23 protein-coding genes are annotated in these 22,872 nt (G+C 68.7%); 16 read left to right on the forward strand and 7 right to left on the reverse strand.

The genetic code is table 11. The features are described 5' to 3' along the window. Window positions 1-39: 39 nt before the first annotated feature. Entirely contained in the window at window positions 40-531 is a 492-nt protein-coding gene (locus AORI_RS41390) for a hypothetical protein (RefSeq protein WP_016330542.1), read from the reverse strand. A gap of 291 nt (window positions 532-822) precedes the next feature. On the opposite strand from AORI_RS41390, the gene AORI_RS41395 reads away from it, so the two are divergent. The 4 genes from AORI_RS41395 to AORI_RS41410 are packed head-to-tail and all read left to right on the forward strand — an operon-like array spanning window position 823 to window position 4,375. Further along, a complete protein-coding gene (locus tag AORI_RS41395; protein WP_007030477.1) occupies window positions 823-1,470 on the forward strand; it encodes an ABC transporter permease in 648 nt (215 codons plus the stop codon). After that, window positions 1,457-2,641 (forward strand): ABC transporter ATP-binding protein, encoded by a 1,185-nt coding sequence (locus AORI_RS41400; protein ID WP_016330543.1) that lies wholly within the window; start codon window positions 1,457-1,459, stop codon window positions 2,639-2,641. Before AORI_RS41395 ends, AORI_RS41400 begins: the two co-directional genes overlap by 14 nt. Further along, window positions 2,638-3,414 carry an ABC transporter permease gene (locus tag AORI_RS41405; RefSeq protein ID WP_016330544.1) on the forward strand — a complete coding sequence of 259 codons (777 nt, stop codon included), beginning with the start codon at window positions 2,638-2,640 and terminating at the stop codon, window positions 3,412-3,414. The genes AORI_RS41400 and AORI_RS41405 overlap by 4 nt, the downstream gene beginning before the upstream one ends. Before the next feature lies 1 nt (window position 3,415). Next, window positions 3,416-4,375, forward strand: a complete 960-nt coding sequence (locus tag AORI_RS41410; protein ID WP_016330545.1) for a glycine betaine ABC transporter substrate-binding protein — start codon at window positions 3,416-3,418, stop codon at window positions 4,373-4,375. Window positions 4,376-4,448: 73 nt separating this feature from the next. Here AORI_RS41410 and AORI_RS41415 read toward each other — a convergent pair whose 3' ends face one another. Further along, window positions 4,449-4,913 (reverse strand): DUF6474 family protein, encoded by a 465-nt coding sequence (locus AORI_RS41415; RefSeq protein WP_016330546.1) that lies wholly within the window; start codon window positions 4,911-4,913, stop codon window positions 4,449-4,451. 54 nt (window positions 4,914-4,967) lie between these two features. Between AORI_RS41415 and AORI_RS41420 the strand changes: the two genes are divergently transcribed. The 3 genes from AORI_RS41420 (at window position 4,968) to AORI_RS41430 (ending at window position 8,130) form a co-directional block, all read left to right on the forward strand. After that, window positions 4,968-6,650, forward strand: coding sequence for a TM0106 family RecB-like putative nuclease (locus tag AORI_RS41420; protein ID WP_420806995.1), 1,683 nt, complete (start codon window positions 4,968-4,970; stop codon window positions 6,648-6,650). 79 nt (window positions 6,651-6,729) lie between these two features. After that, window positions 6,730-7,338 (forward strand): PadR family transcriptional regulator, encoded by a 609-nt coding sequence (locus tag AORI_RS41425; RefSeq protein WP_016330548.1) that lies wholly within the window; start codon window positions 6,730-6,732, stop codon window positions 7,336-7,338. Between the two features lie 117 nt (window positions 7,339-7,455). Then, window positions 7,456-8,130, forward strand: a complete 675-nt coding sequence (locus tag AORI_RS41430; protein WP_016330549.1) for a class I SAM-dependent methyltransferase — start codon at window positions 7,456-7,458, stop codon at window positions 8,128-8,130. A gap of 70 nt (window positions 8,131-8,200) precedes the next feature. Here the strand turns inward: AORI_RS41430 and AORI_RS41435 are convergent, their stop codons facing one another. Beyond that, window positions 8,201-8,959 (reverse strand): SDR family NAD(P)-dependent oxidoreductase, encoded by a 759-nt coding sequence (locus AORI_RS41435; protein ID WP_016330550.1) that lies wholly within the window; start codon window positions 8,957-8,959, stop codon window positions 8,201-8,203. A 158-nt stretch (window positions 8,960-9,117) separates the two neighbouring features. Between AORI_RS41435 and AORI_RS41440 the strand changes: the two genes are divergently transcribed. After that, the gene (locus AORI_RS41440; protein WP_081809617.1) at window positions 9,118-10,428 is read left to right on the forward strand and encodes a UDP-glucose dehydrogenase family protein; all 1,311 of its coding nucleotides are present in this window, start codon (window positions 9,118-9,120) and stop codon (window positions 10,426-10,428) included. A 66-nt stretch (window positions 10,429-10,494) separates the two neighbouring features. Here AORI_RS41440 and AORI_RS41445 read toward each other — a convergent pair whose 3' ends face one another. Beyond that, entirely contained in the window at window positions 10,495-11,073 is a 579-nt protein-coding gene (locus tag AORI_RS41445; RefSeq protein ID WP_016330552.1) for a TetR/AcrR family transcriptional regulator, read from the reverse strand. A gap of 113 nt (window positions 11,074-11,186) precedes the next feature. Here AORI_RS41445 and AORI_RS41450 point away from each other — a divergent pair, with 113 nt between their 5' ends. Genes AORI_RS41450 through AORI_RS41460 form a run of 3 tightly spaced genes read left to right on the forward strand, consistent with a single transcriptional unit; the run spans window position 11,187 to window position 14,596 of the window. Beyond that, window positions 11,187-12,380: an FAD-dependent monooxygenase gene (locus tag AORI_RS41450; RefSeq protein WP_016330553.1), complete on the forward strand. Its 1,194-nt coding sequence runs from the start codon at window positions 11,187-11,189 to the stop codon at window positions 12,378-12,380. Window positions 12,381-12,392: 12 nt separating this feature from the next. Further along, window positions 12,393-12,800: a hypothetical protein gene (locus AORI_RS41455; RefSeq protein ID WP_228688432.1), complete on the forward strand. Its 408-nt coding sequence runs from the start codon at window positions 12,393-12,395 to the stop codon at window positions 12,798-12,800. A gap of 32 nt (window positions 12,801-12,832) precedes the next feature. Beyond that, complete coding sequence (locus tag AORI_RS41460; protein ID WP_016330555.1) at window positions 12,833-14,596, forward strand: gamma-glutamyltransferase family protein; 1,764 nt, start codon at window positions 12,833-12,835, stop codon at window positions 14,594-14,596. A gap of 185 nt (window positions 14,597-14,781) precedes the next feature. Here AORI_RS41460 and AORI_RS41465 read toward each other — a convergent pair whose 3' ends face one another. Genes AORI_RS41465 through AORI_RS41475 form a run of 3 tightly spaced genes read right to left on the reverse strand, consistent with a single transcriptional unit; the run spans window position 14,782 to window position 17,649 of the window. Then, window positions 14,782-15,654, reverse strand: coding sequence for a VOC family protein (locus AORI_RS41465; RefSeq protein ID WP_016330556.1), 873 nt, complete (start codon window positions 15,652-15,654; stop codon window positions 14,782-14,784). Beyond that, window positions 15,647-16,165 carry an RNA polymerase sigma factor gene (locus AORI_RS41470; RefSeq protein ID WP_016330557.1) on the reverse strand — a complete coding sequence of 173 codons (519 nt, stop codon included), beginning with the start codon at window positions 16,163-16,165 and terminating at the stop codon, window positions 15,647-15,649. The genes AORI_RS41465 and AORI_RS41470 overlap by 8 nt, the downstream gene beginning before the upstream one ends. A gap of 53 nt (window positions 16,166-16,218) precedes the next feature. Next, on the reverse strand, window positions 16,219-17,649 hold the full coding sequence (locus AORI_RS41475) for an MFS transporter (protein ID WP_016330558.1): 1,431 nt from the start codon (window positions 17,647-17,649) through the stop codon (window positions 16,219-16,221). 108 nt (window positions 17,650-17,757) lie between these two features. On the opposite strand from AORI_RS41475, the gene AORI_RS41480 reads away from it, so the two are divergent. From AORI_RS41480 to AORI_RS41500, 5 genes are all read left to right on the forward strand, one after another. Beyond that, a complete protein-coding gene (locus AORI_RS41480) occupies window positions 17,758-18,591 on the forward strand; it encodes a helix-turn-helix transcriptional regulator (RefSeq protein ID WP_016330559.1) in 834 nt (277 codons plus the stop codon). A 63-nt stretch (window positions 18,592-18,654) separates the two neighbouring features. Beyond that, window positions 18,655-19,503: a hypothetical protein gene (locus AORI_RS41485; protein WP_228688277.1), complete on the forward strand. Its 849-nt coding sequence runs from the start codon at window positions 18,655-18,657 to the stop codon at window positions 19,501-19,503. 58 nt (window positions 19,504-19,561) lie between these two features. Next, window positions 19,562-20,686, forward strand: coding sequence for a sensor histidine kinase (locus tag AORI_RS41490; RefSeq protein ID WP_016330561.1), 1,125 nt, complete (start codon window positions 19,562-19,564; stop codon window positions 20,684-20,686). Continuing rightward, window positions 20,683-21,351 (forward strand): response regulator, encoded by a 669-nt coding sequence (locus tag AORI_RS41495; RefSeq protein ID WP_016330562.1) that lies wholly within the window; start codon window positions 20,683-20,685, stop codon window positions 21,349-21,351. Before AORI_RS41490 ends, AORI_RS41495 begins: the two co-directional genes overlap by 4 nt. Before the next feature lie 544 nt (window positions 21,352-21,895). Next, complete coding sequence (locus tag AORI_RS41500; protein WP_016330563.1) at window positions 21,896-22,618, forward strand: Crp/Fnr family transcriptional regulator; 723 nt, start codon at window positions 21,896-21,898, stop codon at window positions 22,616-22,618. Window positions 22,619-22,872: the final 254 nt, after the last annotated feature.

The following is a 22,872-nucleotide window of genomic DNA, read 5'->3' on the forward strand; positions in this document are numbered from 1 at the left end:
GCTCGAGGGCCTCGCCGGATTACGGGGGATGTCGTGGGTTCAGGAGAACAGCGGCGGGCCGCGCCTGCCGTGGACGCGGCGGAGGTCCACCCGCACGAGGTGACCGGGGCCCGCCGGACGGGCGAGCACCGGGGCCGCGACCGCGGCGGGCACCGGGAGCGCGTTGAGGATGAAGGGGACCAGTGCGCGCAGGCAGGAGAGGACGCCGAGCAGCAGTCCGTCGGCCTTGGCCAGCAGCAACGCGGTGATCAGCGTGGCGACGACGTGCGCGACGGTCATCGCGAGCCCGCCCGAGACGGGGGCCGGTTCGTCGTGCACCGGTCCGTGCGTGCTCAGCGAGCTGAGCACGAGGTGCATCACGATCTGACCGGCGCCGAGGTCGACGATGGTGGCCAGCGGCCCGCGCGCCTTCGCGGCGAGCGCGGCGGCGTTCCAGCCGATCAGCACGGTGAGCAACAGCGTCATCGCCGTATCGGGGAGGTCGCCGTCCCCGATCATGTGAGCGGTCACGGCCAGCGCCGCGGAACTCACGCCGAGCAATCCACCACGCACAACGCGTAACGCGCTTCGGTGATGGCTGCCTTTACTCACGGGTGAAGGGTATTCGACGCACGTCCGGGTGGTCGATCTCCTCCCGGCTGGTGAGCAGCGGGAAAGACGGCGTGTGCGTTTGCCCGATCAGGCCGGATCGGGCAGGTTGGCGGGATAAAAGGCGGTAAACAGGGGTTTGACCGCGAGCGTTTTGGGTAGTCAGGCTCCCGATACAGCTACTCCGAATGGGTGAGGAGGCTCACCCAGAGGCGGCGGGAGAACCAGCACGCGATGAACCTCTTCGAGTACATCTCGGATCGGTGGGACAGACTCGCCCTCCAAGGGCTCCTCCATGTCAGCGCGGTCGTGCAGTGCACGATCCTGGCCGCCGTCCTCGGTGTGGTGATCGGCGTCGCCGTCTACCGCAGCCCGATCGGGTCGGCCGTCGCCACGGCGCTGGCGAGCACGATCCTCACCGTCCCCTCCTTCGCCCTCCTGGGGCTGCTCATCCCGGTGTTCGGCCTCGGCGCGAACACCACCGTCATCGCGCTCGTGCTCTACGCGCTGCTGCCGATCGTGCGGAACACGATCGTCGGGCTGAGCGGGGTGGATCCGGCGGTCAGCGACGCGGCGCGCGGTATCGGCATGAGCCGGTTCGGCGTGCTGACCAGGGTGGAGCTGCGGCTCGCCTGGCCCGCGATCCTCGCCGGGATGCGGGTCGCGACGCAGATGCTCATGGGCATCGCGGTCATCGCGGCCTACGCGAAGGGTCCCGGCCTCGGCTCCGAGGTCTTCTCCGGCCTCACCAACGCGGGGAGCACGAACTCCCTCAACCAGGCATTGACCGGGACGCTCGGCGTGGTCGTCCTCGCACTGGTCCTCGACGCCGTTTACGTCCTGATCAACCGTTTGACCGTCTCTAGGGGTGTCCGTGGCTGAGTCTCCTGAAACCGTATCCGGCGTCGAGATCGAGCTGGAGAACGTCACGAAGCGCTACCCCGGCACCCGTGAGCCCGCGGTCGACGACTTCTCGATGGTGGTGCCCGCGGGCAAGATCGTGGTCTTCGTCGGCCCGTCCGGCTGCGGCAAGACCACGACCATGCGCATGATCAACCGGCTGATCGAGCCGACGTCGGGCCGCATCACCATCGGTGGCGACGACGCGCTCAAGCTCGACGTCGACACCCTGCGCCGCCGCATCGGCTACGCGATCCAGCAGGCCGGGCTCTTCCCGCATTTCACCGTCGCGCAGAACATCGCCGTGGTGCCCGGCCTGCTCGGCTGGGACAAGAAGAAGGTCGACGACCGGGTCGAGGAGATGATGGACCTGGTCGGGCTGGACCCGGCCGATTTCCGTGACCGGTTCCCGCGTCAGCTGTCCGGCGGGCAGCAGCAGCGCGTCGGCGTCGCGCGGGCGCTCGCGGCCGACCCGCCGGTGCTGCTGATGGACGAGCCGTTCGGCGCGGTCGACCCGATCACCCGCGGCAACCTGCAGGACGAACTGCTGCGGCTCCAGACCGACCTGAAGAAGACGATCGTCTTCGTCACCCACGACTTCGACGAGGCCGTGAAGCTCGGCGACAAGATCGCGGTGCTCGGCAACCAGTCGCGGATCCTGCAGTACGACACCCCGGACGCGATCCTCGCGAACCCGGCCGACGACACGGTCGCCGGTTTCGTCGGCGCCGGTGCCTCGCTGAAGCAGCTGACGCTGCTGCGGGTTCGCGACGTCGAGCTGAAGCAGGACGCGCTCACGGCGACGGTGAGCGAGTCGCCGTCCGAGGTGCGCGAGAAGCTGATCCAGCAGCGCAAGCATTTCGCGCTGGTGCTCGACCAGCGGCGCCGTCCGATGCGGTGGGTGCACGTCCGCGAACTGACCAAGGCGACGTCGCTGTCCACCGCGGGCAAACCGCTGCGCGACTACGTCAGCCTCCAGTCGACGCTGCAGGACGCGCTCGAAGCCATGCTCGCCGAGGGCGGCAGCGTCCCGGTGACCGGCGCCCGCGGCGAGTACGCCGGGACGATCGAGCTCGACACCGTCATCGCGACGATCCAGCAGCTGCGCGAGGAGCACTCCGACGACAGCCCGGCGGAAGGTGTGACCGCATGACGGCCGTCGATACCGGGTTCTCCACCGAGTCCTCGTCGAGAGGCGCCGAACGGGTCCGGCTGTTCGCCCAGCCCGCCGCGGTGCTGCTGATCGTCGCCGGGGTGCTGATCTGGGTGTTCAGCAGCGACCTGAGCGCGACGGAGAAGGAGACCCTCAACGCCGCCGGGCTGTTCGCCGCGCTGCGCGACCACCTGGCGATGACCGTCGTGGTCACCGCGATCGTGGTCGCCGTCGCGGTGCCGCTCGGCGTGCTCGTCACGAGGCCGTGGGCGAAATGGGCGGCGCCGGTCTTCCTGGCGGTCGCGAACATCGGCCAGGCCGCGCCCGCGCTGGGTGTGCTGGTGCTGTGGTTCATCGTCACCGGCGCCACCGGCGGGCTGTGGGTCGCCGCGCTGCCGTTGGCGTTCTATTCGCTGCTTCCGGTGCTGCGGAACACGATGGTCGGCCTGCAGCAGGTCGACCCGTCGCTGATCGACGCGGGCCGCGGGATCGGCATGTCGGCCTCCGGGGTGCTGTGGCGGGTCGAGTTCCCGCTGGCCATCCCGCTGATCCTGGCCGGCCTGCGGACCTCGCTGGTGCTGGCCGTCGGCACGGCGACCTTCGGCATGTTCGTCAACGCGGGGGGTTTCGGCCTGCTGATCGACACCGGCTACAAGCTCAACCTGACGAAGGTGCTGATCACCGGCTCGGTGCTCGCCGTCGCGCTGGCGCTGCTGGTGGACTGGCTCGGCGCGGTGGCGGAACAGTTCTTCGGACCGAAGGGACTGCGCTGACATGCGAATCAAAGCGATCCTCGGCGCGATCCTGTTGTGCGGCACGCTTTCCGCGTGCGGGCTGGAGGTCAACACCGCGCTGCCGTACAAGATCGAACCCGGTTCCATCAAGCCCGTCGAATCGCTCAAGGGCGTCAAGGTGACGGTGGGCTCCAAGGACTTCACCGAGAACATCATCCTGGGCTACATGGCCGAGATGGCGCTTTCCGCGGCGGGCGCGGACGTCGTCGACCTGACCGACATCAAGGGCTCGAACTCGTCGCGGCAGGCGCTGCTGGCCGGCCAGACCGACGTCACCTGGGAGTACACCGGCACCGGCTGGATCAACTACCAGGGCAACGAACTCCCCGTCCCCGGCGGGGAACAGGCCCAGTACGAAGCCACGAAGGCGGCCGACGAGGCGAAGTTCGGCGTCACCTGGCTGAACTACTCGCCGCTCAACGACCAGTACGCCTTCGCGGTCACCGAGGCCTACGGCGCGGCGAACAACCTGAAGACGACTTCGGACCTGGCGGAGTTCCTGAAGCGGAAACCGGACCAGAACGTGTTCTGCCTGGAGACCGAATTCACCAGCCGCCAGGACGGTTTCCCCGCCGCCGTGCGGGCGTACGGGTTCCAGAACCCGGTGATCAAGAACTTCGGCATCGGGACGATCTACTCGGCCGTGGCGAGCGGGACCTGCCCGATCGGCGAGATCTTCACGACCGACGGCCGGATCGCCGGGCTGAACCTCCGCGTCCTCGAAGACGACAAGAAGGCGTTCCCGCAGTACAACGCCGTGCCGACGCTACGGACGGAATTCCTGAACCAGCACCCGGAACTGCGCGGACCGCTGGAAACCGTCGCCGCCGCCCTCGACAACAAGCAGATGATCGAGCTGTGCAAGCAGGTCGACGTCGACGGGCGGGACCAGGGCGAGGTCGCCTACGAATGGATGAAGAAGAAGGGTTTCATCAAGTAGCCGAACGCTATGAACGGGCCGTTCCTTGCAAAATTTGCAAGGAACGGCCCGTTCATAGCGTTCGAGAGCGGCTTCAGATCCCCAGCCGGTGCAGCAGCTTCCCCTCCAGCTGGTCCAGCTCCCCGGCCACGGCCCGGTGTGCCGCCTTCCGCCGCGCGGCCGGCATCCGCTCCGAAGCGCGAACGGTCGCCGAAAGCTGCTCCAGCGTCCCCTGGGTGTCCTTCGCGAAGGCCACGTCGGCGTCTGTCGCCTTCGCGGACTTCTTCAGCTCCGCGAGCCCCTGCGTCAGCCCCGCGATCCGCGCGTGCAACGCCGCACCGCGTCCGCTGAACTCGCCGAGCTGGTCGACGGCGACGCCGAGCTTCTTCGCTTGATAACGGTCGTATAGCTCTCGTGCGGCGCCCGCCGCTCGAACGGCGTACGGCGCGATCACCGGCAGTACGGCCGGTCCGACCACTTTGGCCACCGCGACGGCGTTCTTCGCCTTCTTCGGGGTAAACCTGCCTTCGCCCTCGACGGCTTTGGCCTTGCGCGCCATGGCACCTCCCACGCTGTGTCACTGACGAACTTACTGGTCCCCGATGTGGCGGGCATGTCGGCTTGCCGGTGGCCTTCTAGAGTGTTGTCCGTGAGTAACGAGGTGCTACTGGACGCGGGAGCGGTGAGCCGCTGCCGGCGTCGCGTGCACCTGGAACACGATCCGGCGATGCGCGAGGTCCCGCTCGCCCCGCCCGACCCGGCCGCCCAGCAGCGGATCGCCGACGCGTCGGCGCATCGCGACGCGATCGTGCAGCGGCTCATGGACGCGACCGGTCCCGAGGCGACCTGGGTCAAGATCTCCCGCGACCTCCCGGCCGCCGAGCGTGTGCAGCTCACTGAAGAGGCCTTCGCCGCCGAAGCGCGCTACATCTGGGGCGCGCTGCTTCCGGTGGATCGCGCCGGTCACCGGCGCGGCGGCTCCGAGCTCCTCGTCAACACCGGCGACGGCTACGTGCCGGTGCTGGTCGTGCGGCACCGCATCACCGATCGGGGCGCGGGTGCGCCGACCACCGTGATGACCGATCTCGATCCGGCGAACCGGCTGCCCGACCCGGCGCGAAAGGTCCGCTCGCAACCGCGGGACCAGATGCGGCTCGCGCACCTCCATCGGATGCTCGAAGCGCTCGGAAAGCACGAAGGGCACCGCGCCGTCGGCGGCGTCATCGGGCTCGACGCGGACGTCGTCGTCTGGCACGACCTGTCCGCGGCCACCTGGCCTGGCGGCCGAAGCGCGCTGACGGAGTACCAGAGCCGCTTCGCCGACAGGCTCGCTATCGCGACCGCCGCCGCCGAAGGGGAAGAACCGCTCGCCGAGCCTTCTCGCGTCCTCGAGTGCCGGCGTTGCCCTTGGTGGCCGACGTGCGAGGTCGTGCTCACCGAAACCCGCGACGTCAGCCTGGTCGTCCGCGGCGAGGACGCGATGGAGCTGCGCCGCGCCGGGGTGTCCACAGTGGACAAGCTGGCCGCGCTCGATCCGGCCGACGAGCCCCCGCCGATGAACTGGACCGGCGGCACCTTCGCCGACTCGATCATCCTGGCGCGCGCCTGGCTCGCCGATCTCACGATGGTGCGCAAGGTCGACCGGGTCGAGGTCCCGCGCGGCGACGTCGAGGTCGACGTCGACATGGAGAGCTTCGGTGATTCCGGCGCGTACCTGTGGGGTTCGCTGCTGACCGGCGCCGACATCGGGATTGAGCAGGGCTATCGGGCGTTCGCGACCTGGGAGCCGCTGCCGACCGCCGACGAGGCCCGGTCGTTCGCGGAGTTCTGGGCCTGGTTCACCGAAGTCCGCGAGCGCACGCTCGCCGCGGGCCTGACCTTCCGCGCCTACTGCTACAACGCGCTCGCCGAGAACCGGTGGCTCTTCGGTTCCGCGACCCGGTTCGGCGAGTACCCCGGTGTCCCCAAGAAGGCCGAGATCGCGTCCTTTGTGGACTCCGAAGAATGGATCGACCTCTTCCGCAGCGTCACCGACCAGTTCCTGTGCTCGCACGGCAAGGGACTCAAGGTCATCGCCCCGGTCGCCGGGTTCGCGTGGCGCGACCCGGAAGCGGGCGGCGAGGCGTCGATGAGGTGGTACCGCGACGCCGTCGGCATGGACGGCGGTGTCCCCGACGACGTCCAGCGGGAGCGTCTCCTGCGCTACAACGAGGACGACGTCCTGGCCACGCACGCGCTGCGGAACTGGATGACCGACCACGCGCAGACGTCCGTGCCGTACATGAACGACCTCTGATCCCGGCTCCTGCGGAGCTTGCGATCATTCACGCGCCTGTGGATACTCGTTGACGAGTACTCGTCTACGAGGAGGCGCGGTGAAGCGGCGCAAGGTGGGGAATCTGCTGGCGCTGGCGATCCTGTCCACGCTGAACGAGCGCCCGATGCATCCGTACGAAATGGCCTCGGTCCTGAAGAGCCGCGGCAAGGACCGCGACATGGGGATCAAATGGGGGTCCTTCTACACGGTCGTCGGCAACCTGCGGAAACACGGCCTGATCGAGGCCGCGGAGAGCGGTCGCGACGGCGCCCGCCCCGAGCGCACGGTGTACCGGATCACCGATGCCGGCCGTGACGAAATGCTCGACTGGCTGCGTGAACTCCTCGCCGAGCTCGCGCCAGAGGAGCCGAAGTTCGTCGCCGGGCTGTCGGTGATGGGGTGGCTCGGCCCGGACGAGGTGGTCGCCCTGCTCCGCACCCGCCTGGCCGCGCTGGACGAGGACATCGCCTCGACGCGAGCGGAGCTGGCGCGGCTGATCGAGGAGATCCCGCGGCTGGTGCTGCTCGAAACCGAGTACCACCTGGCGATCCGGGTCGCCGAGGCCGAGTGGGTCCGCTCGATCCTCGGGGAACTGACTTCCGGTTCGATGCCGGGGCTCGCGCAGTGGCGGGCCATGGTGGCGGAAAGGGGGAGTACCCGCAGTTGAAAGAGCCCCGGCGAGGTGTTGCAGCACCCCGCCGGGGCGACGATCCCGCAACCGGAACCCGGCCACGAGACGGCACTTCGAGGATAGCCGGGCTCCGGGCGAACAACCTGGAGAGACATGTCGAACATCAAGGACAGGAAACGGTTCAAGATCGTGCCGGAGATGGGCGGCGCGCTGGCGCGGAACTACGCCCGGCAGCGCGGCACCGGACCGCAGATCGAAAGCTGGCGGCGGCAGGCGCGCGAACTCACCGCGGACCTGCCGGAAGGCGCGAAGATCCTCGAGGTCGCCTTCGGCCCCGGCTACTTCGCCGTCGAACTCGCGCGGCTCGGGTTCTCCGTCACCGGCCTCGACGTCGCGCCGACGTTCGTCGAGATCGCGAGCGAATACGCGCGGACCGAAGGCGTCGAGGTCTCGTTCCGCGAGGGCGATGTCGCGGCGATGCCGTTCGGCGACGAGTCGTTCGACTTCGTCGTGTGCCAGGCGGCGTTCAAGAACTTCGTGTGGCCGGTGAAGGCACTCGACGAGATGTACCGGGTGCTGCGCCCTGGTGGTACGGCCGTGGTGCAGGACATGAACCGGGACTCGACCGACGGCGACATCGCGCGCGAGGTGGAGAGCATGCGGCTCGGCAAACTGGCCGCTTTGGCGACGCGGCAGACGCTCGCGCAGCTGCGGCGGCGTGCGTACACGCCGGTCGACTTCGGTGGGCTGGTCGCCGAAACCGCGTTCCGGAGGGGTGAGATCTCGACGTCGGGCATCAGCCTGGACGTCCGCCTCACCCGCCCCTGAGATGCAATGAACGGTCCGTTCCTTGCAAATTTCGCAAGGAACGGACCGTTCCTCTCACGCGGGGGCAGGCTCAGCGAGGAGCCATGCGCAGCGAGCCGTCCATCCGGATGACCTCGCCGTTCAGGTAGTCGTGGTCGATCAGCGACAGCGCGAGCTGCGCGTACTCGTCCGGCCGCGCGAGCCGCTTCGGGAACGGCACGCCTTCGGCCAGCGAAGCGCGGAACTCCTCGCTCACCGTCGCCAGCATCGGGGTGTCGACGATGCCCGGCGCGATGGTCAGCACGCGGATCCCGTGCGAAGCGAGGTCGCGCGCGGCGGGCAGGGTCATCCCGACGATGCCGCCCTTGGACGACGAGTACGCGACCTGCCCGATCTGGCCGTCGAAGGCGGCGACCGACGCGGTGTTGATGATGACGCCGCGCGCGTTGTCGGCCAGCGGCTCGGTCTTGGCGATGGCCTCGGAGGCCAGCGTCAGCACGTTGAAGGAGCCGATCAGGTTGATCTGGACGACCTTCGCGTACAGGGCGAGGTCGTGCGGGCCCTTCTTCGAAAGAATCCGCGCGGACGGGCCGATCCCGGCGCAGTTCACCACGGTCCGCAGCGGCACCCCGGACTCGGCCGCGGTCGCGACGGCGGCGCGCACCTGCTCCGGATCGGTCACGTCCGCCTCGACGTAGGTGATGCCCTCGACCTGCTCGGCGTTGGCGATGGCACCGGCGAGGTCCAGCGCGAAGACCCGCGCGCCCTTCGCGGCGAGCGCCTTCGCGGTCGCGCCGCCGAGCCCGGACGCGCCACCCGTGACGAGCGCCGCGGTATCGGTGATCTGCATGTTCTCCCTTTCGTCGGCAACCGTTCATAGGTTAACGCTCGTTCGCATCGGGCCCGGGTGGGATGGCTCACTACGGTGCGGAGCATGTCGTGAGGAGTATTCGGGCCTGAAGCATTCCGTTCGCTCGGAGGTCAACTCCGGCTGTCACCTTCAGCAGCATGAGCGCTGCTCGGATCGTGGTGGTGGGGACCGGTTACGTCGGATTGACCACGGGGGCCTGCCTGGCCGGCCTGGGGCATCGAGTCACTTGCGTCGATGTCGACCAGGCGAAGGTCGCAAGGCTTTCCGCCGGACGAGTGGACATCCTGGAGCCGGGATTGTCCGAGCTGGTGTCGAGGGGGCTGACCAGCGGAAGACTCGAGTTCGTGGTCGGCGCGCGCGAAGCCGTTCGCGACGCCGAGGCCGTTTTCCTTTGTGTGCCAACACCGATGGGCGCGGGCGGCTCGGCGGACCTGCGGGCCGTCGAAGCCGTGACCGCCGAGATCGGCGACGTCATCCCGCCGGGGTGCGCGCTGATCACCAAATCGACCGTTCCGGTAGGGACGTCGAAGCGCATCCAGGCGATGCTCGGCCGCACGGACGTGCCGGTGGTGTCGAACCCCGAGTTCCTGCGTGAAGGCACCGCGGTCGAGGACTTCCTCGGTCCCGACCGGATCGTCGTCGGTTCGGACGACGTCGCGGCCGCCCGCTGGGTCGGCGATCTCTACGCCGACCTCGCCGCCCCGGTCGTCGTCGCCGACGCGGCCAGCGCGGAACTGGTGAAGTACGCGGCGAACTGCTTTCTCGCGATGAAACTGTCCTATGTGAACTCGATCGCCGAACTGTGCGAACGCCTCGGCGCGGACATCGACCTCGTCACCGAGGGCATGGGCTACGACCGGCGCATCGGCCGCTCGTTCCTCAAACCCGGCCCCGGCTGGGGCGGCTCGTGCCTGCCGAAGGACACCAGCGCGCTGGTGAAGGTCGCCGAGTCGGTGCAGTACGACTTCACGCTGCTCACCTCGGCGATCGAGGAGAACATCGCGCAGCGGGACCGCGTCGTCGCGAAAATCGCCGGCGCCGTCGGCGGCACGCTGGCCGGTTCGCGGATCGGTGTCCTCGGGCTGGCGTTCAAAGCCGGGACGAACGACCTGCGCGACTCGCCCGCCCTCGCCGTCGCTTCCGTGCTGGGCGCGCTCGGCGCGGAACTGACCGCGTACGACCCCGCCGTCGGCGGGCACATCGACGGCATGACCGTGGTCGACGACCCGTACCAGGTCGCGAAGGCCGCCGACGCCGTCGTCGTGCTGACGGAATGGGACGAGTTCAAACGGCTCGACTGGACCTACATGGCCGAGCAGATGGACGGCGATTCGGTCGTCGACACGCGCAATCTCCTCGACCCGCACCAGATCCTGGACGCCGGCCTGTCGTGGCAGGGCGTCGGGCGGCCGCGGGCTGCGCTGCGGCGGAAGGTCGCCGTCTCCTGACCCACCTGCCTCCCGCGGGTGTCATGAAAGGGTCGTTCAGGACATTTCCCGTCCTGAACGACCCTTTCATGACACTAGGGAGACGAGCTTCATCAGCCCGTCCACGACCTCCTCGGCCGTCGGACCGTTCTCCGGATCGAGCATGTGCTGCAGCATCACGCCCGAGTTCAGGGCCGTGGCGACCGCGCCGACCCGGCGCTCGTCCGCCTCGGTGAGGGTGTCCTCGTCGATCCCGAGGATGCCCGCCGCCATCCCCCGGCGGCCTTCGCGCTGCGCGGCGGCGAGCTGTTTGCGCAACTCAGGGTGATGTTCGGACTGCACGAACGCCTCGATCGAGGCGATCCACAGCTGCCGGTTGCGCCCGTACGAGTCGATCATCGCGCGCCAGGAAGCCGCGTACTGCTCGGACGGTGACGCGTCGGGGTCGACGGCGCCCCGCATCTCGACCTGGATCTCCCTGCCCCAGTCGTCCATCGCCTGAGAGAACGCCGTCAGCAGCAGGGCTTCGCGCGATCCGAAGTGGTAGCCGATCGCCGCGTGGCTGACTCCCGCGGCCGTCGCGATATCCCGCACGGTCGTGCGTGACCAGCCTTTTTCCTTCAAGCACTGGATGGCACCCGCCATCAGGTCCTCGCGATTACCCATGCCCGAGATCCTAGACCACGCGGTTTATCCATTTGGTTTAACCAAGCGGCTTGACCAAGTGTGCAAATCTGCCGTACGGTCGCTCCCATCACCACGAACCCAGGGAGCAAGCCATGACGACCACCGTTCTGATCTCCGGCGCCGGCATCGCGGGTCCGGCCCTCGCCTTCTGGCTGCGGAAGCGCGGTTTCGCGCCGACCGTCGTCGAACGCGCCCCGGCCCTGCGTGAAGGCGGCAGCGCGGTCGACTTCCGCGGCGAGCAGATGACGCTGCTGAAGCGCATGGGGATCCTCGAGGACATCCGCGCGAAGGAAACCGCGATGGGCGCGCAGGTCATCGTCGACCCGCGGGGCAAGAAGGTCGCCCAGATGCCGTCGGTCTTCTTCAGCGGCGAAGTCGAGATCGAGCGCGGAGATCTGACGCGCATCCTCTACGACCACACGAAAGACGACGTCGAGTACGTCTTCGGCGACTGGATCACCGGGCTGGACGAGCGCTCGGACGGTGTCGACGTCACCTTCGCCCACGGAGAGCCGCGCAGATTCGACCTGGTCGTCGGCGCGGACGGGCTGCACTCGGGTGTGCGGCGGCTGACGTTCGGCGAGGAAGAGCTGTTCCGCGCCGATCTCGGCTTCCACACCGCGGGCTTCAACGCGCCCAATCACCTGGATCTGGACCACCTCGGCCAGATCTGCAGCGTCCCCGGCCGGACGGTCATGGTCGCCAGCGGCCGCGATCGCTCGGCACTCAACGTCAGTTTCGTCTTCGCATCAGGGGAATTGGAGGTCAACCGACGCGACGTCGGAGCGCAGAAGAAGGCTCTCGCCGAGCGTTACGCCGACTTCGGCTGGGAAGTCCCGACGCTGCTGGAGAGCCTCCGCGATACCGACACGCTGTATTTCGATTCGCTCAGCCAGATCCATCTCGACAAGTGGTCGCGGGGCCGGGTCGTGCTGCTCGGTGACGCCGCCTGGTGCGCGGGGCCGGGCGGTTCGGGCACCGGGCTCGCGATGATGGGCGCGTACGTCCTGGCGGGGGAACTCGCCGCCGCGCACGGAGACCACGAAGTCGCCTTCGCCCGTTACGAAGAGAAACTGCGCGGTCCGGTCAAGGTCTCGCAGAAGCAGGCGGCCGGCATCGGCACCTTCCTCGCGCCGAAGACCCGGTTCATGGTCGGCTACCGGAACTTCCTGTACCGGATCCTGGGGTCGCGGCCGATGACCAAGGTGTTCACGTGGATCACGTCGCGGGCGGCGAACGCGGCGACGCTGGAAAACTATGACGCTCCGGTGGCCGCGCGCGGATAGTTTCGGTGGGTGATGGAGGCGAAGGAGTTCCGTAAGGTCTGTTACGAGGCCGCCCGGCGAACGCGTGGCCAGGTCGTCCGATTCGTGCCGGGCGACGTGGCACGGAACTTCCAAACCGGCGAGATCGCCTATGAACATCGAACCGTCGCGGTGTTGTGGACACAGGACTGGGACGAGGGCGGACGGCGGGAGATCGTTGGCATCGCGGACGCATCCATCGGCTACGGATCGATCACCTTCGTCGACGAGCCGGGATTGCTGGCCGTTCTGAGAGAACTCCTTCCCGGGTACCGGTTGTTCACGCGCGCGGAGCTTGAAGCACCGATCGACATCACGGCACCGCGCTGGAAGAACCACTACGACGTCCAGCACTGGCGGCCCGACTTCATCGGCGAGGTGCTCTTCAACTGCTGGGACTGAAAAAGTAGTTAGCAAAGCGTAGTATCACCGTCGTGTTCACGACCAGGCCGGAACTGGCCGGCACCCACGGCATGGTGGCATCGACGCACTGGCTGGCCTCGGCCACCGGTATGGCGGTGCTCGAAAACGGCGGCAACGCCTTCGACGCGGCGGTGGCCGCCGGGTTCGTCCTGCAGGTCGCCGAGCCGCATCTGTGCGGTCCGGCGGGTCAGGTCCCCGGCATCTTCGTCACCGCCGCGGATCGGACTCCGCGTGCTCTCGCAGGTCAGGGGGTCTCGCCCGCGGCCGCGACGCCGGAGTACTTCGCCGACCTCGGGCTCGACCTGATCCCCGGCAGCGGCCTGCTCCCCGCGACCGTCCCGGGCGCGTGGGACGGCTGGCTGCTGCTCTTGCGGGATCACGGCACGAAGTCGTTGCGCGATGTCCTCGGCTACGCGATTTCGTACGCGCGTAACGGGATTCCGCTGGTCAGCCGGGTCGGCGACACGATCCGCGCGGTCCAGGAACTTTTCACCGAGCATTGGCCGACGTCCGCGGCGCTCTGGTTGCCGGACGGCAAGCCCGCCGAGGGGTTGCATCGCAATCCGGCGCTCGCGGACACCTGGGAGAGGCTGCTCACCGAGGCCGAGGCGGTTAGCGGCCGCGAGGCGCAGATCGACGCCGGGCGCCGCGCGTGGTCGCAAGGCTTCGTCGCCGAGGCGATCGAGGCGTTCAGCCGCAAGGCTTTCCGTGACGACTCCGGCCGCGATCACGCCGGTCTCCTCACCGGCGAGGACATCGCCGGTTGGGAAGCGACGTACGAGGACGCGCTGCAGGTCGACTTCGGCGACTGGGGCCTGGTGAAGATGGGCGCCTGGACGCAAGGTCCGGCACTGCTGCAGCAGGCGCGGCTGCTGGACGGCCTGCGCGACGAATTGTCCTATGTGGACGGAATCCCGACGGAACGCACGGTGCACTTGGCCGTCGAGGCGGCGAAGCTGGCGTTCGCGGACCGTGAGGCTTGGTACGGCGACTCGCCCGAGGTGCCGATCGATCTGCTGATCTCCCGCGAGTACGCGGACGCCCGACGGGCTTTGATCACCGACGAAGCGTCCGCCGAACTGCGGCCCGGAGGTCCCTCGCCGCGGCTGCCCGCGATCCTCGAAAGGTTGCGTGGGCTGGAATCCGGTTCCGGTGCGACAGGGGAGCCGACGGTCGGGCCGCTGGGCGAGACCCGTGGCGACACCGTGCACATCGACGTCGTCGACGCGGCCGGGAACATGATCTCGGTGACGCCGTCGGGTGGCTGGCTTCAATCGAGCCCGACGATCCCGGAACTCGGATTCTGCCTCGACTCACGTGGGCAGATGTTCTGGCTGGAGCAGGGACTGCCGAACTCGCTCGCGCCGCGCAAACGGCCGCGGATCACGCTTTCGCCGTCGATGGGCCTGCGGGACGGCGAGCCGGTGCTCGCGTTCGGGACCCCCGGTGGCGACCAGCAGGACCAGTGGCAGCTGTGTTTCTGGCTGGCGCACACGCTCGGCGGGCTGAACCTGCAGGAGTCGATCGATTCGCCGGCGTGGCACACCACCGCGTTCCCGAGTTCGTTCTATCCGCGTTCGTGGACGCCGCGGGAACTGGTGGTCGAGTCGCGGCTCGGTCAGTCCACAATGGACGCCCTTGCCGCGCGTGGGCATGCCGTCGTCGACGCCGGTCCTTGGGCGCTCGGGCGGCTTTCGGCCGTTTCTCGTTCCGGTGGCGTGCTTCGCGCCGCTGCCAACGCGCGCGGAATGCAGGGCTACGCCGCAGGCCGCTGACTCTCTTGCCGTGAAGGCCTCCTTCCCTACGTTCAGGGTAGGGAAGGAGGCCTTCACGGCAAGCGGTTGTCCACAATGGTTCCCACCTGTGGACAACCCGGCTCACGTCCGCCTCCCCGCCCCCATCGGCGATAGACTGGCTTCGGGGTCGCCCCCCTGGGAGTGGTGGGGGGTGGGGTGGTGACTTAAGAGCGCGGCTGTTCCCAGAGCCAGAATTCGATGCCCTGGTTGTCCACGCAGTCGGCGCTCAGGCCGTAGGGCTGCTGCTCGGTTTCGCCTGCCTGGCCGCCCTGTGCCCGGACACGGTCGAGGGCGGCGGCGAGGTCGTCGACGGCGTACATGAGCTTCCAGCCCACCTGCCGCCCCGGGCCACCCCAGAGGCCGCCCTGCAGGCCGGAGCCTTCGACGCCCCAGCCGCCCTCGACCGTCCCGGGCGAGAACTGCCAGCCCAGAACGGCGCCGTAGAAAGCCTTCGCGCGTTCGTCGTCCGGGACCTGGAAGGTGAAGTAGCCCGCTTCGCCGTGCCGGATCGGCGTAGCCGCGGAGGCAGGTCGAGGCGCCGCTTGCGCGACGAGCCATCGCTGGCCGTACGGGTCCTTGATCTCCCCGCTCAGCCCGTGGCCTTCGTCCGCGACGGGACGTCGCAGCTCTCCGCCCAGCTCCACGGCCCGCGCGGCCGAAGCGTGCGCGTCCGCGACCTCGACCCGGATCAGCGGGCCACCGGAGGGCGCCACGACGATGCCCAGCTCGGGAAACTCCTCGGCGAACATCAGCACGCTGTCCCCGATGGCCAGTTCGGCATGCCCGACGCGGCCGTCCTCCATCACGATCGGTTCGGACCGCCGTCGCGCCCCGAACACCTCGACATAGAAATCGAGCGCGGCGCGGGCATCCGTCACCACGAGGTACGGCGTCAACGAGCGGACTTCGGCATCGACTGTCATCTCGGCTCCGTTCAGGACGGCGCGACGAAGGTTGTCGCGCAGTTCGGCGGCGAAGAGCGGGTCAGGCTCGACAGGCTGCGAGGGCGCGCGAAGCGCGTCGAACGGATCAGGCATCGCGACCCTCCTTTTCCTGATAAGCACGCCGGAACGCGGCACGGGCCCGCACGAGCAACGCCTCCGTGGCGTGCACCGTGCGCTCGAGATGCTCGGCGACCTCCGGGACCGGAAGGCCGTCGACGTAGCGAAGCGTCAACGCGGCTTGATGATGCGCCCCGAGCGACGCGAGCACCTCACGCGCCAGCAGCGCGTCCAGCCGTTCGTCCCACGGATCGGTGTACTCCTCCTCGTGGACGAGCCGCAGCCCGCGCTCCTCACGTTCCTTGCGCCGCCAGTGATCGGCGAGTTTGTGCCGGGCGACGCCGATCAGCCACCCGGTGCTCACCGGCGGTGCGAGCTCCTTGCGACAGGCCCTGACCGCGCCGAGGAACGTCTCCGACGTCAGCTCCTCGGCGAGGGTGCGATCACCGCACCGGGACAGCAGGTACCCGTAGACCTTCGGCAACGCCGTCTCGTACAGCGAAAGCAGCGCGAAGGCCGGGTCCCGATGCACCCGTGGTTCCGTCACAACCCCATCGTCGCTCGGGGAGCCACAACTCCGACGGGTGAAATCGAATTTTCTCAGGCCCGCGGATCCGGCAGCCGCCGCGCCACCGTGATCACGCCGATTGTCAGCACCGCCTGAATGCCGATGACCAGCGCGAACGCGCCCTTCATCCCGAGCGGCCCGGCACCGGCGGACGCGAACAACGTCCCCAGCGTCGCCACGCCCAGCGCCATCGCGGCCTGCTGCGACGTCGTCAGCATCCCGCTGCCGACCCCGGCGATCTCCGGCGGCACCTTCGACAACACGATCCGGAACACCGTCGTCATCGCCAGTCCCTGGCCGAGACCGCACAGCAGCATTCCCGGCACGAAATCGAGCACCCCGAGATCCGGCCATTCCAGCAGCACGGTGCCGATCAGCGTCAGCAGCCCGAGCAGCTGCACCGAAAGACCGGCGGCCACCACCCGCTGGCCGAACCGCGTCACCAGACGGCTGCTGACCAGGCACATCGCGAAGAACGCGAGCGAAAGCGGCGCCGTCACCAGGCCGGAACCGAACGGCCCCAGGTGCAGACCGTCCTGCAGCGTCACCGCGAACACGAACATGAACGCGCTGAACCCGATGAAGAACGGCACCCCGACCAGCAGGCCTTGGCGCACACTCGGCATCCGCATCACCGACGGCGGCAGCAGCGGGACACCGCCCCGGCGTTCCATCCGGCGCTCGACGTGGACGAACCCGGCCGCGGCGAACGGGAACACCACCAGCAACGCGATCGTCCACAGTGGCCAGCCCTGCACCGGTCCTTCCGCCAGCGGGAGCAGCAGCGACACCAGCGCGATCGCCAGGAAGAAGGTGCCGGGACGGTCGATGCCGATCGGGTTCCGCGAACGGCTCTTCGGGATCAGCCGCCGCGCGACCACCAGGCCGGCAATCCCGACGGGCACGTTGACCAGGAAGATCGGCCGCCAGCCGGTACCCCAGAGATCGGCGGCGACCAGCGCGCCGCCGAGGAACTGCCCCAACACCATCGAAAGTCCCGCTGTCGCGCCATAGAGCCCCAGAGCCTTGGAGCGGCGTTCGCCCGTGGTCGTCGCCTGGATGATCGACAGCACCTGCGGCAGCATCAGCGCCGCGGCCGCCCCCTGCGCGGCCCGTGCCAGCACCAGCGTCAACGCCGTCGGCGCGATCCCGCAGAGCAGGGAGGTGAACGTGAACGCGGCCAGCCCGATCAGGAACAGCTTGCGGCGGCCGAAGGCGTCACCGAGCCGACCGCCGACGACGAGCAGGACGGCGTAGGCGATCCCGTAGGCCGCGACCACCAGTTCCAAGGTGGCCGACGAGGTGCGGAGGTCCGAACCGATCGCGGGCAGGGCGATGTTGACGATGAAGAAGTCGATGAGCGGAAGTGCCGCCCCCAGCAGCACGGTGACCAGGCCCGCCGAAGTCAGGGCCGGTCCGGCGGTGACGCGCGCGGGCGTCGCCGGAACTTGCGTCGAAGTCATGAGTACCACGATCAGCCGATCGCGACCCTGGTACCAGGAGTGTGTTTATCCTGGTACCGCCACTACCTGGTAACCGGCTTCGAGCTTTGCGAACCTGATGAGGTGACCATGACCGTCGATTCGCGAGTGGCCGAGGTGCGGCGGCACGAGCTGGCCGCGTTCCTGCGCAGCCGCCGCGAGCGCATCACCCCGGACCAGGTCGGCCTGCCGATCAGCGGCAGGCGCCGCACGCCCGGACTGCGCCGCGAGGAGGTCGCGCAGCTGGCCGGGGTCGGGGTCACCTGGTACACGTGGCTCGAACAGGGCCGCGACATCAACGCGTCCGAGCAGGTACTCGACGCGATCTCGCGCACCCTGCGGCTCGACCCGCACGAGCACACGCACCTGTTCACCCTCGCCGGCGCGCCCGAGCCCCCGCTGGAGAAGGACTGCAAGCTCCTCAGCCAGAACATCCACCGGATGATGGACAAGCTGGAGCCGTTCCCGGTCTGCGTGCGCAACGCGCGATGCGACATCCTCGCCTACAACCGCGCTTACGACTGGCTCATGGGCGGCCTCGACGACATCCCGTTCGAAGAGCGCAACACGCTGATCCAGTGCCTGACCAATCCCGAGTGGCGCCGCAGGCTGCCGGACTGGGAGCTCAACCTGCCCCGGGTGGTCGCCGGTTTCCGCGCCGCGATGGCCGAGCACATCGCCGAGCCGGCGTGGAAGAACCTGGTCAAGCGTCTGCGGCAGGAGTCCGAACTCTTCGAACGGATGTGGAAGGAACACGACGTCACAGGCGAACGGATCGTGCTCAAGCGATACCTGCACCCGGACGTCGGCCTGCTGCGGTTCGAGTTCTCGTACCTGTACCTCGGGCGGCGTTCCGAGATCTCCCTGGCGACGCTGACCCCGGCCGACGAAGAGACGGCGGCGAAGCTGCCCAGCTCCTTCTGAAGGGGGAGGCGGACCAGGCTCGCGAGGGAGCCTTTCCGCGGCGTGAACGCCGACGCTGGTCGCATGACCGTAGCGATGGCTCCACCCAAGATCTCCAGCGCTCGCCTGATCGTCTGCTACGCGGCGATCCTCGGCACGCTCCCGTATTTGACGTTGAAGGCGTCCTGGGTCACGGGCGGCAGCCTCGGCCTCCGTGATGCGTCCTTTGTGGACTCAGACCTGATGGTGTTCGCGAACCTGGTCACCGGCGGCATGGACGTCGTCGCGGTGATCCTCGCGCTGGCGTTCACCTACTCCTGGGGACGCCGGATCCCCGCGCCGCTCTTGCTGTTCCCGATCTGGATCGGCACCGGACTGCTCGCCCCGATCGTGCTGGACATCCCGGTGATCGCCGCCGACCTGACGACCACGCAATCGGCCGAACTGCCGCTGGAGAACTGGGTCTGGGCCGTCGTCTACGGCGGCTTCGCCTGGCAGGGGATCATGCTGCTGACCGCGTTCGTGCTCTACGCCCGCGACCGCTGGTGGTTCGTCGTCACCGGCACCGTGAAGCCGGGGACCATCGGTGCGGCGGGCGGGCTCGGCATCGTGACCGCACTCGTCTGCGCGGCCTTCCACACGGTCTGGGCGTTCGGTCCCGGTGGCGTCGCCGCTCGTGGGCAGGACATCGTGATCGCGGTGCTCGCCGTCCTCGCCGCTCTGGCGCTGGCGAACGTTTCGCGAGGGCGGTTCTGGCCGCGGCTGGTGCTGGTGTGGACCGGCGCCGGGACGATGGCGGGCACCGGGGCGTGGGGCCTGTTCGCCGCGTTCACCATGGGATCCGCCGATCACGCGGCGGTGCTGGCCGTGCAGGTGGCAGGCGGGGTACTGATGATGGTCTCGGTCCTGCGGCGGCTACCGCACGCGGCGTAGCCCGGAAGCCGCTTTTCAACGGACGCGACCCGCCCCCGCCCCGGGTAGCTTTCGTCCTGTGCTGCTGAAGGAACGGTATCCATGGACCCCCTGGGTGGGCCGCGTTTTGCGCGTGGTGCTGCCGCTGGGGTTCGTCCTCGGCGCCACGAGCGGCGCCTCGCGCTGGCAGCCGGACGCGCCGCAGCTGACCTCGTCCGGGGTGCTCTGGCTGGTCGCCACCGCGGTGCCGCTGCTGATCGTCCACCGCTTCCCGATGACGATCTTCCTGCTCACATCCGCGTCGACACTCGGCTACTACATGTCCGGCAACCCGGGCGGACCGGCGATCGTGCTGCCGACCATCGCGCTCTTCCTGCTCACCAAGATCCGCGGGCCGCTCGTCGCGGGCGGCACCGGCGGAGCGCTCTTGGCGGTGGCGGGGATCGTGTTGTTCGCCCGGCACGGGTTCGCCGGCTTCGACCTGCGGGCCGGGCTGGGCCTGGTCTGGGTGATCGCGGTCGTCGGGGTCGGGACGGCGGTGCGCAACGGGATGGCCGCCGCGCGGGCCCGCCGCGAGCAGGCCGACGAGCACCGGCACCGGATGGCCGAGCAGGAGCGGCTCACCATCGCCCGCGAGGTGCACGACGTCGTCGCGCACAGCCTGGCGATGATCAACGTCCAGGCAGGCGTCGCCGCGCATGTCGCCGACAGGCGGCCTGAGCAGGCGAAAGAGGCGTTGCTGAACATCAAGGAAGCGAGCGCTTCGGCGCTGAAGGACCTTCGCGCGACGTTGGCCGTGTTGCGCTCCGGGGAGGACAAGGCGCCCGCGCCGAGCCTCGCCCAGGCCGACGAGCTGTTCGAGCACGCCCGTGCCGCCGGGCTCGAGGTCCGCGTCGACGGCGAGCCGGGGGAGCTGCCCGCCCCGGTCGACGGCGCCGCGTACCGGATCCTGCAGGAATCGCTGACCAACGTGGTCCGCCACGCGAACCAGGCGCGGGGTGTGGACGTCAGGTTCGAGCGGAAAACCGGTGCGCTGACACTGCTCGTCCGCGACGATGGCCGTGGCGCCGTCGAACCCGCGCCCGGGCACGGGCTGCGCGGGATGTCCGAACGGGCGGCCGCGCTGGGCGGCGCGCTCACGACGTCCGTGGTGGACGGCGGTTTCCAGGTTCGCGTGGACCTGCCCATCAAGGGGGAAGAATGACGATCCGGGTGGTTCTCGCCGACGACCAGGTGCTGGTCCGCGCCGGTTTCCGGGTGTTGCTGGAGACCGAAGACGGCTTCGAGGTCTGTGCCGAGGCGGGCGACGGCGAGCAGGCGGTCGCGGCCGCCGTCGAGCATCGGCCGGACATCGTCGTGATGGACATCCGAATGCCCGGCGTCGATGGGCTCGAAGCGACGCGGCGGATCACCGCGAATCCCGAGCTGGCCGGGGTGAAGGTCCTGGTCCTGACCACTTTCGACGTCGACGAGTACGTCTACGAGGCGTTGCGCGCCGGCGCGAGCGGGTTCCTGCTGAAGGACACCGATCCGGTGGAGCTGCTGCGGGCACTGAAGGTGGTGGCCGCGGGCGAGGCGCTGCTGGCGCCGACCGTGACCCGCCGGCTGATCGCGGAGTTCGTCGATCGCCCGGAGAACCGCCGCATCGACGTGAGCGCCGTCCGCGAGATCACCGACCGCGAACGCGAGGTCCTCGGCCTGGTCGCCGGCGGCATGTCGAACGACGAGATCGCCGCGCAGCTGGTGATCTCGACGGCCACCGCCCGCACGCACGTCAGCCGCATCATGACCAAGATCGGCGCGCGCGACCGGGCGCAGCTGGTGGTACTCGCCTACGAATCGGGACTCGTCAGCCCTCGCCGGGGTTGAGATTCCCCCAAAATGCTGAGATTGCCGAAAAACCTGCGGCGGTGACGGGGAGTCGTCAAGGGCGACATGACTTCGACTCTCCGTTAATCCAGCGCCGGACGGGACCTGGGTTAGGTCGTGCATCTGCACGTGCACTGACGCCACACCCGCCTCTTTTTCGTCTCCACCAGGAGTCCGGTGGGATTCCGATCGCTGATTCGGAATCAGACGGATGTACGGCTAACCCTGATTTCCTGACGAATCCAGCGGTATCGCGCGGGATTCCGCGCTCGTGATCGAGTACGGTGCGTGATCTTTTCGCGGGCCGTCGAACGGATCGTCGGTCACTTTCCGTCGCGAAATCGCTCCCTGGACGGGTTTCGCTCGCTCCGTGTTGCTTTGTCGCAATGGCGCTGAGCATTAGTCTCCGGCTGAACGGCAAGGCGTTTTTCACCTACCCGACGTGATTCTCACCCGGCCGGGCAAGAAATCGATTCACTTTTTTCTCTCACTGGGAGTCACCATTGACGGCAAAGACATCCGACCCGCTTCCGGTGGCCGGCTGATGGGCGGGGACTTCCTGGCCGCGGTCACCGAACGGCAGCGCCGTCGGCTGCTCGACCTCGGCAAACACGTGGATCACGCGGCGGGCACGACACTGCTCAACCAGGGTGACCCGGCGCCGCCGGTGCTGATCCCGCGGTCCGGCTACGTGAAGGCGCTGCGTGCGGCACAGGGCGGCTCGCCGCCGACGATCGTGGACCTGTTCGGCGCCGGTGACGTGCTCGGCGTCGAGGACTGCCTGGCCGGACGGCCGAGTCACCTCTCGTACATCGCCACGAAACCGGTTCGCGCACTGGAGATCCCGCGGTACGCCTTCCAGGGCTTTCTCGACGAAGATCACGAGGTGATGGCCCTGATCACCGCGCACCTGGCCGTGCGGCTGCGGCTGCGGAACGTCGCGCTGGGGTTCGCGACGGCCAAGGTCCGGAGCAGGCTGACCGCGTTCCTGACCAGGATGCAGGCGCTCTACGGGATTCCCGGTGAAAACGGCGTCGTCATCGACATCGGGCTGAACCACGCGGACATCGCCTCCGCGATCGGCGCCTCACCCGCGTCGGTCAACGCCGAGATGGCGAAGCTCAAGAACGAGGGGTATTTGAGCACCGGGTACAAGACGATCCACCTGAAGAAACGCCTTCGTGAGGACGGCCCGCCGCTCACTCCGGTCCCGTCCGCGCGGCGGCGGATCCCCCAGCTGCGGATACCGAGGATCGCGATGGGGTGAACGGGGCCTTCCCGTGTGATCCGCGAGGAAAGCCCCGTCCATTTCCTCCCTGCGCCGCGGGGTGCGCAAGATCAGGTCAACTGCGCCTCAGCTGAAGCGCGAGCCGTACGACGAACACGACGGCCAGCGCGGCGACCAGGGCGATTTCCCAGGCCATGGCTGCTCCTTATCGGCCGGCATCCGAACTCGTCAGATGCTCTGCCCATAAGGCGCATCAGCGGGGGAGGACGTTCACCGACACGGCCCAACTCACA

The organism is Amycolatopsis keratiniphila, assembly GCF_000400635.2.
Classification (GTDB): domain Bacteria; phylum Actinomycetota; class Actinomycetes; order Mycobacteriales; family Pseudonocardiaceae; genus Amycolatopsis; species Amycolatopsis keratiniphila.